Source organism: Pseudodesulfovibrio piezophilus C1TLV30, assembly GCF_000341895.1.
GTDB classification, from domain to species: Bacteria; Desulfobacterota; Desulfovibrionia; order Desulfovibrionales; family Desulfovibrionaceae; genus Pseudodesulfovibrio; species Pseudodesulfovibrio piezophilus.
Window position 1 is genome coordinate 2449324 of record NC_020409.1, and the last position, 14982, is coordinate 2464305.

Genomic DNA, 14982 nt, shown 5'->3' on the forward strand with positions numbered 1-14982 from the left:
CGCCGTGCTCAATCAGTCTGAGTGTATGAAATACCGCTGGTCCGGGCAATGGAAAGCCGGGAGATTGGTCGCATTTACTGCCGTGAAAAGCAACGTTTCCCAAGCTCGGGAGTGATACTTTGTTCGAAAAGTCGTCTCCTCCCTTGGCGCAACAGGTAAAGAGGTGTATGGTGCCATATCGTGATACATTATTTTCGTGAAAAACGCTGGTTCTTCGTGACCTTGCTCATTCAAGCCTTGATGCTGTTCGGTCCCATTCCCGAAGGCGTCTCCCCGGATGGATGGCGGGTGCTGATCATGACCGTGGGCGCGACCATGCTCTTCATGACCGAGCCTATTCCGCTTCCGGCAGTGGCGTTGCTCATTATTCTGGGGCAGATATTTCTTTTGGGGCTGGACTCGACTTTGGTGGCGAAGTCCTTGATGAAAGATTCGGTTCTGTTCATCATGGGGTCGTTGATGCTCGCCGTGGCTCTGGTCAAACAGAAATTGGACAAGCGGTTGGCCCTGCTTATAGTGAGTGTGACGGGGGCGAGTACGTATCGTATCGCATTTGGTCTTTCTGTCTTTTCCGGGTTGCTGGCCTCTTTTATCGGGGAGCATACCGTGGCGGCGATGATGCTGCCGGTAGCCATGTCACTGCTCCAGTTGGCGACTGATGATGAAAATCAGCGTCGCGCCCTGGCAGTGCTTTTTCTTTTTTCTATTTCATATGCCTGCGCCATGGCCGGAATAGGGACGCCTTCCGGCGGAGCGCGGAATGCGATCATGATCGACTACCTGAGGGGATTCTTTTTTGCCCCGGATGATCCGGCAACCTATGAGTACAAGGTCAGTTATCTTGACTGGATGCTCTATGCTTATCCGGTCTTTCTCGTGCAATTGCCGTTGATGCATTGGATATTGCGTTCCACTTTCAAGGTGGAGTTGTCCAGCCTGGACCAGGCCGTGGAAAAGCTCAAGGAGCAGGTGGGGAAAGAAGGCGCTTTGGCCGGGCGGCATTATGTGGCCATTACCCTCTTTCTGATCACATTGATCGGCTGGGTGGGCTTCTCGTCCCAAGTGGGCATGGGGACCATTGCCCTTCTTGGTGCGGTGCTTTTTCTTGTGACCGGATTAGTCCGTTGGCAGGATATCAATTCCGGGGTGAACTGGGGTGTTGTTTTGCTTTATGCGGCCGCCATTTCTCTCGGTGTTCAGATGCGTGTCACTGGCGCTGCGGCCTGGGTAGCCGGGCTGTTCATGGATGGCTTATCTCCCCTCGGGCTTGACCGGGGTCTTGGATTGATGGCGGCCGTCATGATTCTGACAACCTTTATCACCAATACCATGAGCAATGGCGCTGCCGTGGCTGTTCTCGGTCCGGTTGTCCTGTCCATTGCTGTGGGGTCCGAAACCAATCCTCTTGCCGTGGGTATGGTGACAGCTATCTCCAGTGCATTCGCCTATTTTACTGTAATCGGGACTCCTGCTTCCACCATCGTATATTCATCGGGATACCTCCGACCGTCCGACTTTATGAAAGTGGGGTGGCGGATTGGGCTGATGTCCTTTATCGTGCTGTTGTTGGCATCGAAAATCTATTGGCCCCTGATTGGGCTGTAAGGAGTTCGTCATGACGCAGGACGACCATAAACTTCATATCCTTATCTGCATAGGAGGCGGTCCTGAAGCCTTTACCGGGCTGAAATTCGTGCATCGTCTTGGCAAAGAAAGATGCATCGACATCAAGCTGCTCTACGTCCGGCCCATGGATAGCGGGTTCAAATCCGGTGGCATGGAGGTGAAGGTGGCTCGGGAAAATGTCCTCGACTGGGGGATCGAGCTTCCGAGTATGACCCACTTGAATAAAGCGCGCGATATTCTGGTGGAGCTGGGTGAAATAGATATGGATGCTGGGGATGAGTGGCGTTATCGTGAACTTACTGGAGACCCTGCTGGTGAATTTGTTCTTGAATATCAAGCTGCAAGTGGCGGGAAAATTTCTCTTGCTCTACGAATGGCAGATGATGTGACTTCAGTTGTGGTGGATGAGGCCGATCGTATGGATGCGGATTTCATCATTGTCGGCGGGTCTGCCAAGCCTGTGGAGGGGCTGCGTCGCTATCTCACTCCCAAGGATCTGGCCATGAAGATTTCATCTCATTCTGATCATTCGGTGCTTATTGCCCGGAAGCTTGAACCTGGGCTTGGGTATATCGTGTGCGTACAGGATACGGACGTATGCTGGAAAATGCTTCCCAAGGCCATTCGCTACAGTATTACCTGTGATTGTCCCATCTCCCTGCTAGCCGTTGCTGAGGATGAAGAAGGAAAGGCCTCGGCGCAGAAGGCAGTGGAAAAAGCCGCCGAGATGTATCGACAGGCCGGGATGGAACCTCATGAATTGTTAGTTGAAATCGGTGATCCAGCTGACATCATTACGGAGATCGGGTACGATTTTTCACTCATTATCATGGCTGAGTCTGAAAAGCCCTGGTTCGCCAAGGTCTTTAGCGTAGCACATGAAGTTGCTGCCAAGGCACGGAATTCCGTGCTTATCATCAAGTAACTCTTTTAGAGGTCAACCAGCTCTACTTCATGTTCTGTAATGGGCGTGCCCAGAAATCGTGTTCCGGTTCGGGCGAAGCGGGCTGCGTCGTCAGTCGTCAGGTAGCGGGTCTCGCCGCATCCGTGGTTCGGGCGGAGCAGGGTCAGTCGTTCCAATTCGGCCTGAACAGTATCGGCTGTGGTGGCGGCGGAATCGACGATCCGTATTGAGGGGCTGAGAACACTGCGTATGGCAGGGGCAAGCAGGGGGAAGTGGGTACAGCCGAGGACCAGTGTGTCTGGTATCAGAGGGGATTCTGTTCCTGATGCCGGGTTGAATATTGCAGTGAGATATTTTGTCGCTACCGCTTCCGGAACATCTCCTTCAGTCCAACCTTCTTCAGCCAAAGCGACAAAGAGCGGGCAGGGATGTCCAATTATTCTGGCTTTGGGAGCGATGGCATGGATGGCACGCTGATATGCTCCGCCTGCAATGGTCGATTCCGTGGCGATAATGGCGATGGCGTTGTTGAGGGAAGCCCGACACGCGGCTTGTGCTCCCGGCTCCACAACCCCGATGACCGGAATACCAGGATAGGCTTCACGCAATGGTCCGATTGCCACGGCCGAGGCCGTATTACAGGCCACTACGAGTAGCTTGATATCTCGCCTGACCAATTCGGCAGCGCATTGGACTGCATAGCGGCCCACCGTTTGCGGCGATTTGCTTCCATAGGGAAGCCGAGCGGTATCGCCAAGATATATGACATCTTCACACGGCAATCTCTCTTTAAGTGCCTTGAGAACAGTCAGTCCCCCAACGCCGGAATCGAACATGCCGATGGGAAGATGCGCCCTTGTATCCACGTTCCACGCTCCTTGCACGATTGTGTGGTGATCAGGACTCGGAATTCAACATATTTTCTTGAGAAAGTCTAAACTCTTGTTGAAGTAAAAAAAACGATCATAGAAAATTTTCTTATTAGATCATTGATGGTTATCATCTTTTTCGTCGTGAGGGATGTTGGAATAGCCAAGCATTTTCTGCGCCCAATTACGTGATCGGGCATAGAGCAGATCGGCCTCGTCTGTTTCCATATCCAATTTCTGGATTGTTTTCAGTGTCTTTTTCCATTCACCCATTTCATAGCTGGTGGCGAGATCAAGAAGATCACGGATTTCCCCTTCCGTAGTCAGACCCTGAATGATGGATTCATCAAGGGGGAGAGCCTTGAGGATATCATCCATGTCCATTCCCAACATGGCGTCCAGAAGAGAGAACAAACCGGTTATGAACATGGTATCCGGTTGACATGCTTCAGAGGTGGATGCGGTACATATCGATTCCAGAAATTTAGCGCGTTGCACCGACATATATGCGAGTTCCCCGGCTTTGGGCGTGGGGTTGATATCCGATATGACGGCGGTTCTCAGCCAGTGTTTGGCCTGTATCATGCCCATCATGTCAATGGCTCGCTTGAGGGAGGTGACTTTGAAACGCAAGCCGTGCCCAACGGAATTGATATAACGAAAGAGTCGATAACTCAGGCTGGGGTCAGATTGGAGAATTTCGGCGAGACGTTTCGGATCGAAGTCGATGTTGGAAAGTTCACTGAGTAATTGAAGCTTGGTCATTTCATTGGATGAGAGTTTCTTGCCGGGAATGACTTCCGGTTTGCTGAAATAAAATCCTTGAAAGAGAGAAAACCCCAACGCTTTCAAAAGGGTGAAAATGTCAGCATTCTCCACTTTCTCAGCCAGGAGTTGCACGCGTTCTACCGGAATGGATTTCAAGGCCTCGGCTATGCGGAGCGGGTTGGAGTCCAAAGCCAGGACGTCCACTTTGACGATATCGGCCAAATCCATGAAGGGTTGAAGATGAGATTGGCCGGAGAAATCATCAATCGCTATGGTGTACCCTGCTTTCTTGAGTTTTTCGACTGCTTCCAGCGTTTCCGGTGTGGGGCGGACATGCTCAAGAATTTCGATGACGCAAATGTCCTTTGGCAGGGCGAATCCGATATCGTCAGCCAACATCTGTTCCGGGAAATTGATGAGAATATGCATGCCATCCGCCATACCTTCCATGGCCATGCTCAGGCCATCTGCTATGACTGAGGATGTCGCCATGGTTTCATCAGTAATGATGGCGATATTCTCTTCACTGGTACGGAAAAGCAGTTCATACCCCCAGACGCTCTCGTCCGCATGAAAGATTGGTTGGCGGGCCACGAATATGGCTTCAATGATGGGGGAATTTTCCGGCATGGCGTCTTTTCTCTGTTTTGTGTGAATCTTCGGCGTACTATGGATCACGAGACGCCATGGAGGAATTATAAAATTCGATGGGTTCGTTGGATCAGCATTGAGATTTCGGCTTTGATTTGCGTCTTCTCAACCGTTTCATGAAACAGTCCAGATCGTCATGGCATTGCTTGAGGATACGATCAAGGTAATCAAGGTTATTGTGAATTGCTTCGGCATAGAAATCGCGCTCGACATCCCACCGTTTGACAAAATAGGGAGTCATAAATCGGTCGACGTTCCCCAATTCCTGATCGAGGCGTTTTCGAGCGACATCCTGATAGAAATTTCGCGTCTTGTGGAGCAGTTCAAAGGGGGTTTCATAGCCTGGCAGTTTGGCTTCCTTGAATTCCTCGAAAAGCAGGAGTAATTTTTCGATATAATGGCGGTCGGCAATCTGGGCGAGCAGATCTGCGCTGCCGATGAAGTTGCCCATCATGCGCATGTTCTCGGTGCGGAACGGTATATCGGCAGGGGACTGGGAGAGGATCGTGCATGTGATGCAATCGGCTATGTCAGCGATGTCTTCAATCGACAGGCACCCTTCGAGATTGGCCTGCATGAATTGGATGGATCGCTCCTCGTGACCGACTGTGTATTTGGCTCCGGTCCCATTGTCGTCATCAAGGGCTTGAATCAACCCGACATCGTGAAAGAGCGCGGCCAGCAGCCCCTTTGTTATTTCACTGGTTGAGTATGTATGTCCTTCGGAAATGGCTCCATATATGAGACGCATGGTGGCCAGAGTCACCGAGCAGGTGTGCTCGAAGTCGTGATAGAGGGTATTGCTCGCCTTGTAGCCGGGATAGTGGCCGGAGAAGAGTTGTTTCACGTCATGAAAGGCCTGTTTGAACACGTGGCCGTGGTGGCTGGTAAAAAGTTCAGGCAGTGTTGTTTTCACTTCGCCGAGTACGCAGGAGGAGTCGGCTGGATTGACGAAATCATAGAGCTTTTCATGATTCATGGCGGAACCGGTTAGACCTTGTCTTATTCCTGAAACTTGTTGCGGATTGCCTTGATAACGTCGAATATTTCGATGAATATTTCCACTATTTCAGGATCGAAGTGGCCCCCGGCCCCTTTTTCCAGGAGTGAAATGCATTTTTCGTCTGTAAACGGTTCCTTGTAGGAGCGGGGTGATGCCAGGGCGTCATAGACATCCGCGACAGCGCAGATGCGTGCGCTCAGTGGAATATCTTTCCCTCGAATAGGCTCCCCCATTTCGACTTCCGAAGCCCATATGTCAGGAGTCACTCGTCCCGGATAGCCTTCCCCTGCGAACTTTTCATGATGACCAAGTGCTATTTCCATACTCATTCTGTCAAGATCGCTGGTCAGATTCCTGAAAAGGCGGGCTCCAAAGATGGTGTGCATCTTGATGGCCTTGAATTCTTCGTCCGTCAGCTTTCCGGGCTTCTTGAGGATAGCGTCCGGGATACCGACCTTGCCGACATCGTGAAGCATTGCAGCCAATCGCAAGTTGTCCCGAACCCGTTTTATTTCCTTGGCGGAATGCTTTCTCCGGGCTGCCCAGGTTCCATATATCTCTGCGCTGAAAGCCCCTACGCGTTGAACATGGGCACCAGTCTCGCTGGGATCACGCAATTCAGCCATTTGCATCATGCGCAGGATTATCTCACGGTTCATGATACCTCGCTCAATGGCGACGGAGGCATTGTTGCAGAAGAGGGGGATATAGGTCTGGGCATCTTCGGAGAAAGGGATGACTTTTCCCATGTCATTTCTGGCATTGATGAGCTGCATGACACCGACCAGACGACTTTCCTGCGCGATCAGAGGGATGGCCAGCATGGAGGTGGTCTGGTACCCGGATTTTTCGTCAAAGCTCTTGTTAAAGGAATAGGGAAGAGTTGGATCAAGCCTGTAGGCATCGTCAATGGCAAGGCTTTGTCGGGTCTTGGCCGCGTAGCCGACAATGGAATCACCGCTGACCGGGATACTGAAATTCTGATACAGTGCGGCATTGGCCCCTTCTCCGGAAAAGAGCGTGTCATTCTGGACGAAACTGAAGATCAGGTTCTCTCTTTCCACAAGAAAAATGGAACCTGCATCTGCATTGGAGAACGCCCGTGATTCCTGGAGAATCCTGTCAAGAATAGTGTCAATATCCTTGAGATGATTGACTTCATCCGTGGTTTTCAGGATGGTCAGGATTGGATTGTCTTGTTGGGAAAAGGAAGCCTTGTGCATGTGTGTCTCCCTGCTTATAGCTCAACATCATACAATACCGAAGAAAAATCAAGAAAGCAGGCAGAGGTCGATTCTTTGTTCAAGGTAAGGGATGACGGGATGAAAGACAGATTTCCTCTCGGAGGGACATATGGTTGATATCTCTGACCCGGTGATGGAATACCACACCGCCACATCGCATTCTCGCGGGCACCTTTTCGGGCGTCCCTCGCTCAGGGGAGCGATGCCTCTGCCATTCAAACTGTATCAGGGTATTGAGCATTATCGATTTCCACAGGGGGCAGTCCTGCCCGACATCCCTCTTGCATCCGTTTTTGCTCCACGTCCTCTGGCAGGACATGGAGATATCTTTCAGCTTGTCGGCAATATCTGTAATCTGGCCGCCGGTATAACACGAGTGCGATACCAGACGGATGGAAGCCTGTTTCATTTTCGAACTGTTCCTTCGGCCGGGGCTTTGTACCCGACAGAGCTTTTCATTGCCGTACAGAATATCGTCGGATTGTATGACGGTCTGTATCATTATTTGCCACTTGAACACACTTTGGCGCGGCTTCGCACCGGGAGAGTCTTCGGGCCACTTGCCGGAACCGATCCGATCGTACGGGTGTATGTCACTTCACTTTTCCAGCGCAGCAGTTGGAAGTATGGAGCACGTGCGTACCGGTACTGTCTCCTTGATGCCGGTCATATGATTGAGAATGTCTTGCTGGCCGCCACAATTCAGGGGGGCTCGGCAGTCTGTGATCCTGACTTCAACGATCGCCTCGTGAATCGGTTTCTCTGTGTTGATCCTGATTTTGAGGGGTGCCTGGCCCAGATTCATTCGTTGGGGTGTTCTCCCCAGGCCGATGTGGATGACTCGGTTCCGACAGTAACGGATTCCCTCGCGCAATTCAGCCGAAGTCCCATGAAGACGGGGCTTCCGGAATCCTTGCTGGCGATGCATCGTGCGGCTTCGAGTTTTGCCCGATGTCCTGTTCCGAAGCCAAAGGAAACGGAGTTGCCTGAGCTTTCATTGCCGCCTCATGACATACGCATGCCCGCAGCGGATGCTCTCGTGGCGCGTCGCTCTCACAGAAATTTTGTCAGGAGACAGGTTCCTGTTGCCGCATTGACCGATATTTTGTCATTTCTTTGTCAAGAGATGGAGACGGGCTGCACTCATGCTGTTCAAATCGAGGTCATTGCCGGAGAAAACAGTGGTATGGAGCCAGGGCATTATCGCATGGACCGGGTACGAAGGGCCATGGTTGCCATTCGGGGTGGGCATTTTATGGCAGAGATGGCGAAAATGTGTCTTGATCAAGGCTGGCTTGCAGAGTGTGCTCTTCATATTGTTTTTACGGCCGATCTTGGAACCCTGAGTCGTCAATGCGGTCCGCGGGCATACCGCTATGCGCATCTGGAAGCGGGGCGGCTCGGTCAACGGGTTTATCTGGCCGCCACGGCAAAGCATCTTGGGGCGTGTGGAATCGGAGCTTTTTTTGATGATGAAGCCGTCTCGATCTTGTCTTTGCCTCCGGGACATGCCTTGCTCTATCTGGTAGGCGTCGGCCCGATCAAGCGGTAGGTCGAGTCCCTGCTGAGAGAAAGACTTTTTTGTGTTGGAGTTGGTTGGAGTTGACGCGTGAACAGTCGAGACCTCCATCTCATGCAACGATTTCCTTCATGTGCCAGGAAGGACTGGGAAAAGGACTCTTACGTGATGACCGGAAGAGTGAAAATGAATTTGCTTCCTTTGCCGATGCTGCTTTCAACCCAGATATGCCCGCGATGCCCCTCAATGATATTGCGGCTTATGGGCAGGCCGAGACCGGTGCCTTTCGGTCGATCAGCCAAGCTTTCCTGCGCTTGAGTGAATTTGTCGAATATGGCACTTCGTAGTTCCTTGGGGATACCCATACCGGTGTCGGTGACGCTAACCCGAAGATGATCACCGACCAATCTGGCCCGGCAGGTGATGGTTCCTGTTTCCGTGAATTTCACACTGTTTGAGAGGAGGTTGACCATGACCTGGATCAGCCTGTCCTGATCAGCCATGACATGAGGTAATCCGGGTTCTATATCGGCAATAAGCGTCAGTCCGGACTCGTCAAAAAGGCTGCTCGTGGCCTCCATGGAATGGGTAATGAAAATTTCCGGGTTGATTCGTTCCATCCGATACTCGACCTTGTCTGCTTCAAGTTTGGCTAGATCAAGAACATCGTTGATCAAGGTGGTCAGGCGTTCTCCTTCCGAGACGATGATATCGATGTTTTTGCTGGTGCGATCCATTTCACGGAGTATTTTCCCATCGGTCTTGAGGGGGATGGCCGGGAAGATGGTTTCAAGCAATTTTTTCCTGATGATCTTGGCGAACCCGAGCACGGAGGTGAGAGGAGTGCGGAGTTCATGGGAAACTATGGACAGGAATTCCGTCTTGGCCCGGTTGGCCCTGTCCAATTCACGAGTGCGTTCGCGGACCCGTATCTCGAGTTCATCGTGGCTTTTTCTCAATGCCTCCTCATTGCTCTTGCGTTCGGAGATGTCCCTAGCCACGATGACGGCTCGTCGGCCGTCGCGGTGTTCGACAATTCTCAGTGACATTTCAACCGGTACGTTGGGACTTTCCTGACAGTGAGGGCAGCAGAAGTCTGTTTCCAGACTCATATGGTCTATTGGGGATTTGAATAGATTGGCAGCGTACCGGGAGATGTGCTCAGGAAGTATCGCGCTGAAGAGTTGTCCGTTGAGTTGTTCCGGGGAGCATCCGAGCATGGCTTTGGTGGACCCCGATGCATCAAGGATCTTCCCAGTGTCTGCATCGACCACCAGAATGGCATCAGAAACCCGGTCGAGCATGGCTCGGAAATGTTCCAATTCATCGAGCCGTTTTTTCAGTTCGGGATAATAGCTCTTGCTTATGGATCGTTTTCCCAGGCCGATGAGCTTCTGGCGCTCGGTGAGGGAATCCGTGTCAGCACGCCTTTTCATATATTTCCATGACCTGACGACTGGTCGGCTGCTTGGGGTTGGTGAGCATACAGGCGTCAGCCATGGCATTTTCGGCCAGAAGGGGCAGCGCTGAATGGTTCATGCCGAGTTCACAAAGGTTATCACTGACTCCCGCAGCTTGTTTCAAGGTTCGCAGCCGGCCCCGCATTTCATGTCGAATGTCATCCTCATGGGTATCCGGGAGCATCCCTGCCCCCAGGGCATTGGCGAGTTGTCGGTATTTCTCAGGGCAGGCGTCAAAATTGAAATCACAGACATGGTCAATAAGGATGGCGTTGCACAGGCCATGGGGAAGGTCAAGCAGGCCTCCCAAGCTATGGGCCATGGCATGGACCGCACCCAGTATGGCATTGGAAAACGCGAGACCGGCGTAAGTGGACGCGAGCATCATGCCGGTTCGGGCCTGTTGGTTTTGCGGGTCTCTAATGGCAGAGAGCAGATGCCTGTTCACCAGGCGGACAGCCTCCAGGGCATTGAGGTCGGTAATGGCTGAACTTGCGTTGGAAACAAAGGCCTCTGTGGCGTGCGTCAGGGCATCAAGTCCGGTATGGGCTGTGAGCTTTTCATCCATGCTCATGGTCAGCAGAGGATCGATCAGCGCGACATCAGGCACCATGGTTTTGGAGACGATGGCTATTTTTACTTTCCGTTTGGTATTGTTGATGATGCAGAATTGAGAAATATCTGCCGCAGTCCCGGCGGTTGTCGGGATGCATATGAGTGGCGGCCCTGGGTGTTGGACATTATCCACGCCTTCAAAATCAAGGATATGACGTCCATTGGTGCAGACAATACCTATGGCCTTGGCGCAGTCCATGGGCGATCCACCTCCGACGGCGATGATGGTGTCGCATCCTTCCTTGAGATAGACCTCCGCTCCGGCCATGACTTCTCCGTCACGAGGGTTGGGTGTGACATCGGAGAAAAGGGTGCTTTTAACGCCGGCTTTGGCCAGACTTTGCATGACATTGTCCGGGATACCCAGTTTTTCGAGGACATGACCAGAGACTATCAGAGCTTTTTTTGACGCCAGATTGGCTGCGTATTGACCTGCCAGCTCGGCAGCTCCGGCTCCGAAGACAAATTCGGGTGCCACGAATTTTCTGAGTTCCGAAATGTCATAGCTCGACATGGTCATACTCCTCCCCGTGTTCTCTTTCCGAAAGTTTCTCCTTTTAGCAGTATCGTATGAAATGGGCCTTGTAAAACCCGTTAGATTGATAAATGCGGAATTAGGCTTTCTTCTTCATGAGGGCAAGAAGCTGGTCAAGGGCAGAACTCAATGTCTTTAAGGCATCCTTGCAGGGTGAGCCTTGTCGGCAGGATATTTCCAGATTGGCCGCAGCTGTGGCTGCCACGTGAGCGCCTATGGATAAGCAGATGGACTTGAGCGTATGGGCAAGGTAGGCCGATGTTTTCTTGTTTCCGGAGCCGACGGCCTGTTTGATCTCTTCGGCCATATTGGTCATTTCGGTCTTGGCTGTGGTCAGGAAATCCTGGAATATGGCTTCGTCGACACCGAGATCCTCCATGGCTTGCTCCGGCGACCACATGACAGGGAACTCTTCCTTGGTCTGGGGGGAGTCCGGTCCCACTCTTTCAACAATTTTATCCCGGACGGTCGGCAATGTCTTCCTGGAGGTTTGTCTGGATGGTGAGATCATGGCCCGTGTGCCGACCAGACGATTAATGATTGCGCTCAATTCGTTGAAATCCACTGGCTTGGAAACATAATCGTCCATACCTGCGTCCAGGCTCTTGTCTCGGAATTCCTTGAGCGCGTGGGCAGTGACCCCGATGATGGGAATGGCCGGATTGGGGATGGGACCGCCAGGGACGGCGGAGCGTATCGCCTTGGTGGCCGAAATTCCGTCCAGGACCGGCATCTCGATATCCATGAGGATCAGATCAAAATCTTCATTCTTAAGAAGTTCAAGGACTTCAAGTCCGTTGCTGGCCACGGAATAGGTATACCCCATTTCTTCAAGCCTGAGAGATGTGACCATGACATTGACATCGTTATCCTCTGCCACCAGCACATGCACCCCGCCGGTGGAAGACATCGCGGCCTTTGGAAGCCCTGTATCGGGAGTGGGGCAGGCAAAGCCGGGTTCATACCAAGCGGTAAAGGCAAAAGTACTGCCATTGCCGACCTTGCTTTCCACACAAATATCGCCGCCCATGAGTCCGATCAGTTGTTTGCAGATCGCGAGGCCGAGGCCCGTGCCGCCAAATGCCCGTGTTGTTTGGGAAAAGCTTTGAAAGATGGTGTCCATGAATTCTTCGGGAATACCGATTCCGGTATCTTCCACTTCAAAGAGCAGCCCGATGGTGCGGGCGTCGGATGCGGTCCTATGCGGGTCCGGGGCGGCTTTGCTGACCCGAATAGAGATGATTCCCCTGTGCGTGAACTTGATGGCGTTGCCCACCAGATTCATCAAAACCTGGCGGAGTGACAAGGGATCGCCCTTGACGCAGGTCGGAACATCTTCCGCAATATCAAGGATTACCTTTAATTCCTTTTCACGGCCCTGTATTTCCAGCCCCTTGATGGTGGTCCTGACATGATAGGGCAGGTCGAAATCGGTTCTATCAAGAGTCAGCTTTCGCGCTTCAATCTTTGAAAGGTCGAGAATATCATTGATGATAGACAGTAAATGCCGGGCCGAATTCATGACAGTGTGTAGGTAATCCCGTTGGGCATCATTCAATTCTGTCTGAAGGGTAATTTCAGTCATACCGACAATGGCATTCATGGGAGTACGAATTTCATGGCTCATGGCTGCCAGAAATTCACTTTTCGCCCGGTTGGCGGCTTCGGCATCTTCTCGCGTGCGCATGAGGTCTTCCTGGGCGCGGCGGTGTTCGGAAATATCATCCCAAGCCCAGATAATCCCCCTTCCCAGGCTTTCCGGTGCCATGGCTTTGGCATACATGCGGCACCAGATGGCATTCCCGTTCTTGTCTCTGAATGCCTGCTCTGTATTGAACTCTCCTCGCGCCTGGAGTGCGTCGCGCGACTCCTGGATGAATTCCTCGACAGCATTTTGGTCATCAAGAAGAAAGGAAATGTCATTGCCGATCAGATCGCCGGGAGCATAACCGAATATCTCGGCACCGCGTCTGTTGATAGTGACGAATTTACGCCCTCGCGACATGGCGATACCGACCAGTGAGTTCTCCAATATCGCTTCGAATTTGGAGAGAGATTGGCGTATTCTGTTCTCGGATTCCTTGCGGACCGAGATGTCGCGGACATTGGCGAGGATGGCTTCCTGACCACGAAAGACGATACGGTTCAGATAGACTTCGGCGTCAAATTCGGAACCATCATGGGGGCGACGCCCCTTCCATTCGAAGTATTGTGGTTCGCCGTTGATCACCGCCCGCCAAATGGCGGAGAGCCGGTAGACGGCATTGTCGCGGCTGGACATGTCTCTAGCTATGGAGAGATCACTGATTTCATCTCGGGTGATGCGATACATCTTGAGCATGCGGGCGTTGACATCAAGGATATGTCCTCCGACATCATGGATGAAAATCGCATCGTGGGAAGAGTCGAAAACCGTTCGCATGGCTTCCACGGATTCTTTGGCTTCGCTGGTCCGGCTACGAACCCGTTCTTCGAGAAGCTGGTGCGCCTTGCGCAGTTCCTTTTCCGCATATTTGCGTCGGGCCGTGTTTGCCATCAGGACCAGAATGATCACCATTTGAATGGTGGTAAATGCGGCTCCGGCCCAGATGAGTTTCGTATTTTCCGCATAGAAAGAGCGGGGCTGATTGATGATCACGGAATCTTCCGGCAGCATATCCAGATTGATATTGTAGTGCTTGAGCTGCTGGTAATCGAACATGAGTGATGACAGGCTCTGTTTTATGACCGGGATATCTTGCGGATGTCGTCCTGCCAGCACATGCAAGGCGATCTGGGCCATGGATTGGCCTTGTGAGTATCCGCTTGTGAGCATCCCGCCTACGATGCCGTGCCCGAGATCGAAATCAAGCAGACCATAGACAGGGACCGTTGCTGCTTCGGAGATGGTTTCAATGGCCTCCGGTGCTTCATGAAAACGGCCTGATTTATCTCGATAATAGACCCCGTACAGCACAATGCTGTTTTTTGGAAGAGCTTGGACTTCCTGTACGATCTCTCTTAAATCTTTTCCTTTTGCATACAGTACTTCGATTCCGGCAACAAAATCTTTGAGAGCCAGTCGTATGTTTCTGCTGATAGACAGTCCCGATGGCGTGGAGTCATTGATCACATAGACGTGTTCTGTCTCGGGATGGAGGTTCAGCGCCCACCACAGTGTGCCTTTGGCATCCATGTTTTCAGCCACCCCCGTGAAAAGCGGCTGGCCCTTGATCAATTCATCCCTGAAAAAATTGATGCCGCAGAAGACCACGGGAACATTCGGGAACAGCTCGTCATGAAAGCGTCGCATGAACTCCAGGGCATTATTGTCCGTGACCATGATCAGGTCGATAGTCATGCCGTTGAATTTATGCAGGTATACATCATGGAGATGCTGGATATATTGTTCGCTGAATGTGACCCGCTTGGTATCCATGTTTTCCACATGGAGGGTAATGCCTGTTTCCTTGGGACGCAGGACATCCATGAGGCCGCTGAATATCTCCTCGTTCCAACTGAAGGTATGGTGATAAGAGTTCAGGAGCAGGATATGCTTTCTTTGCAGGTCGGTCGCCGTGGCGTGGGCTGGGCAGAAGATCATGCCCAGCATCACAATAACCGACATGGTGATGCTGATTGATTTCAATGCGCGCAAGGGAGGTAAGAAGTGGCGTTTCATGATAATGTACCTGAGAGTTTCAAGAGTGCCGACCCTATCAGATGCATATATGGAAATAAAGACAGCACCGATTGAGTCGCCTTTGGTTTTTGAGCGCTTGTGTTGACTTACCCCGGTCATGGCCGGG

At 52.0% G+C, this 14982-nt stretch carries 10 protein-coding genes; 3 read left to right on the top strand and 7 right to left on the bottom strand.

Annotated elements, in window-relative coordinates; all coding sequences use genetic code 11:
- The first annotated feature begins 180 nt into the window (after positions 1-180).
- Both BN4_RS11560 and BN4_RS11565 read left to right on the top strand, forming a co-directional pair.
- Positions 181-1605, top strand: a complete 1425-nt coding sequence (locus BN4_RS11560) for an SLC13 family permease (protein ID WP_015415579.1) — start codon at positions 181-183, stop codon at positions 1603-1605.
- Positions 1606-1615: 10 nt separating this feature from the next.
- Positions 1616-2551 (top strand): universal stress protein, encoded by a 936-nt coding sequence (locus BN4_RS11565; RefSeq protein ID WP_015415580.1) that lies wholly within the window; start codon positions 1616-1618, stop codon positions 2549-2551.
- A 5-nt stretch (positions 2552-2556) separates the two neighbouring features.
- Here the strand turns inward: BN4_RS11565 and murI are convergent, their stop codons facing one another.
- The 4 genes from murI to BN4_RS11585 all read right to left on the bottom strand — a co-directional run bounded on the left by murI (position 2557) and on the right by BN4_RS11585 (position 7044).
- Complete coding sequence (murI, locus tag BN4_RS11570; RefSeq protein WP_041721015.1) at positions 2557-3366, bottom strand: glutamate racemase; 810 nt, start codon at positions 3364-3366, stop codon at positions 2557-2559.
- 150 nt (positions 3367-3516) lie between these two features.
- Positions 3517-4797, bottom strand: coding sequence for an EAL and HDOD domain-containing protein (locus BN4_RS11575; protein ID WP_015415582.1), 1281 nt, complete (start codon positions 4795-4797; stop codon positions 3517-3519).
- A 91-nt stretch (positions 4798-4888) separates the two neighbouring features.
- On the bottom strand, positions 4889-5797 hold the full coding sequence (locus tag BN4_RS11580) for a hypothetical protein (protein WP_015415583.1): 909 nt from the start codon (positions 5795-5797) through the stop codon (positions 4889-4891).
- 23 nt (positions 5798-5820) lie between these two features.
- Positions 5821-7044, bottom strand: a complete 1224-nt coding sequence (locus tag BN4_RS11585) for a GAF and HD-GYP domain-containing protein (protein ID WP_015415585.1) — start codon at positions 7042-7044, stop codon at positions 5821-5823.
- A 130-nt stretch (positions 7045-7174) separates the two neighbouring features.
- On the opposite strand from BN4_RS11585, the gene BN4_RS11590 reads away from it, so the two are divergent.
- On the top strand, positions 7175-8617 hold the full coding sequence (locus BN4_RS11590; RefSeq protein WP_015415586.1) for a SagB/ThcOx family dehydrogenase: 1443 nt from the start codon (positions 7175-7177) through the stop codon (positions 8615-8617).
- A gap of 128 nt (positions 8618-8745) precedes the next feature.
- Here the strand turns inward: BN4_RS11590 and BN4_RS11595 are convergent, their stop codons facing one another.
- The 3 genes from BN4_RS11595 to BN4_RS11605 all read right to left on the bottom strand — a co-directional run bounded on the left by BN4_RS11595 (position 8746) and on the right by BN4_RS11605 (position 14855).
- A complete protein-coding gene (locus BN4_RS11595; protein ID WP_015415588.1) occupies positions 8746-10020 on the bottom strand; it encodes a sensor histidine kinase in 1275 nt (424 codons plus the stop codon).
- The gene (ercA, locus tag BN4_RS11600; protein WP_015415589.1) at positions 10004-11173 is read right to left on the bottom strand and encodes an alcohol dehydrogenase-like regulatory protein ErcA; all 1170 of its coding nucleotides are present in this window, start codon (positions 11171-11173) and stop codon (positions 10004-10006) included. The genes BN4_RS11595 and ercA overlap by 17 nt, the downstream gene beginning before the upstream one ends.
- 100 nt (positions 11174-11273) lie before the next feature.
- Positions 11274-14855 (bottom strand): PAS domain S-box protein, encoded by a 3582-nt coding sequence (locus BN4_RS11605; RefSeq protein ID WP_041721017.1) that lies wholly within the window; start codon positions 14853-14855, stop codon positions 11274-11276.
- Between the last annotated feature and the right edge of the window lie 127 nt (positions 14856-14982).

What these genes read in the sequence shown, in the direction of transcription:
- ercA (WP_015415589.1), bottom strand. Translation starts at nt 11,173, where the DNA reads ATGTCGAGCTATGACATTTCGGAACTCAGAAAATTCGTGGCACCCGAA.
- murI (WP_041721015.1), bottom strand. Translation starts at nt 3,366, where the DNA reads ATGTTCGATTCCGGCGTTGGGGGACTGACTGTTCTCAAGGCACTTAAA.
- BN4_RS11565 (WP_015415580.1), top strand. Translation starts at nt 1,616, where the DNA reads ATGACGCAGGACGACCATAAACTTCATATCCTTATCTGCATAGGAGGC.
- BN4_RS11585 (WP_015415585.1), bottom strand. Translation starts at nt 7,044, where the DNA reads ATGCACAAGGCTTCCTTTTCCCAACAAGACAATCCAATCCTGACCATC.
- BN4_RS11590 (WP_015415586.1), top strand. Translation starts at nt 7,175, where the DNA reads ATGGTTGATATCTCTGACCCGGTGATGGAATACCACACCGCCACATCG.
- BN4_RS11605 (WP_041721017.1), bottom strand. Translation starts at nt 14,855, where the DNA reads ATGAAACGCCACTTCTTACCTCCCTTGCGCGCATTGAAATCAATCAGC.
- BN4_RS11580 (WP_015415583.1), bottom strand. Translation starts at nt 5,797, where the DNA reads ATGAATCATGAAAAGCTCTATGATTTCGTCAATCCAGCCGACTCCTCC.
- BN4_RS11595 (WP_015415588.1), bottom strand. Translation starts at nt 10,020, where the DNA reads ATGAAAAGGCGTGCTGACACGGATTCCCTCACCGAGCGCCAGAAGCTC.
- BN4_RS11575 (WP_015415582.1), bottom strand. Translation starts at nt 4,797, where the DNA reads ATGCCGGAAAATTCCCCCATCATTGAAGCCATATTCGTGGCCCGCCAA.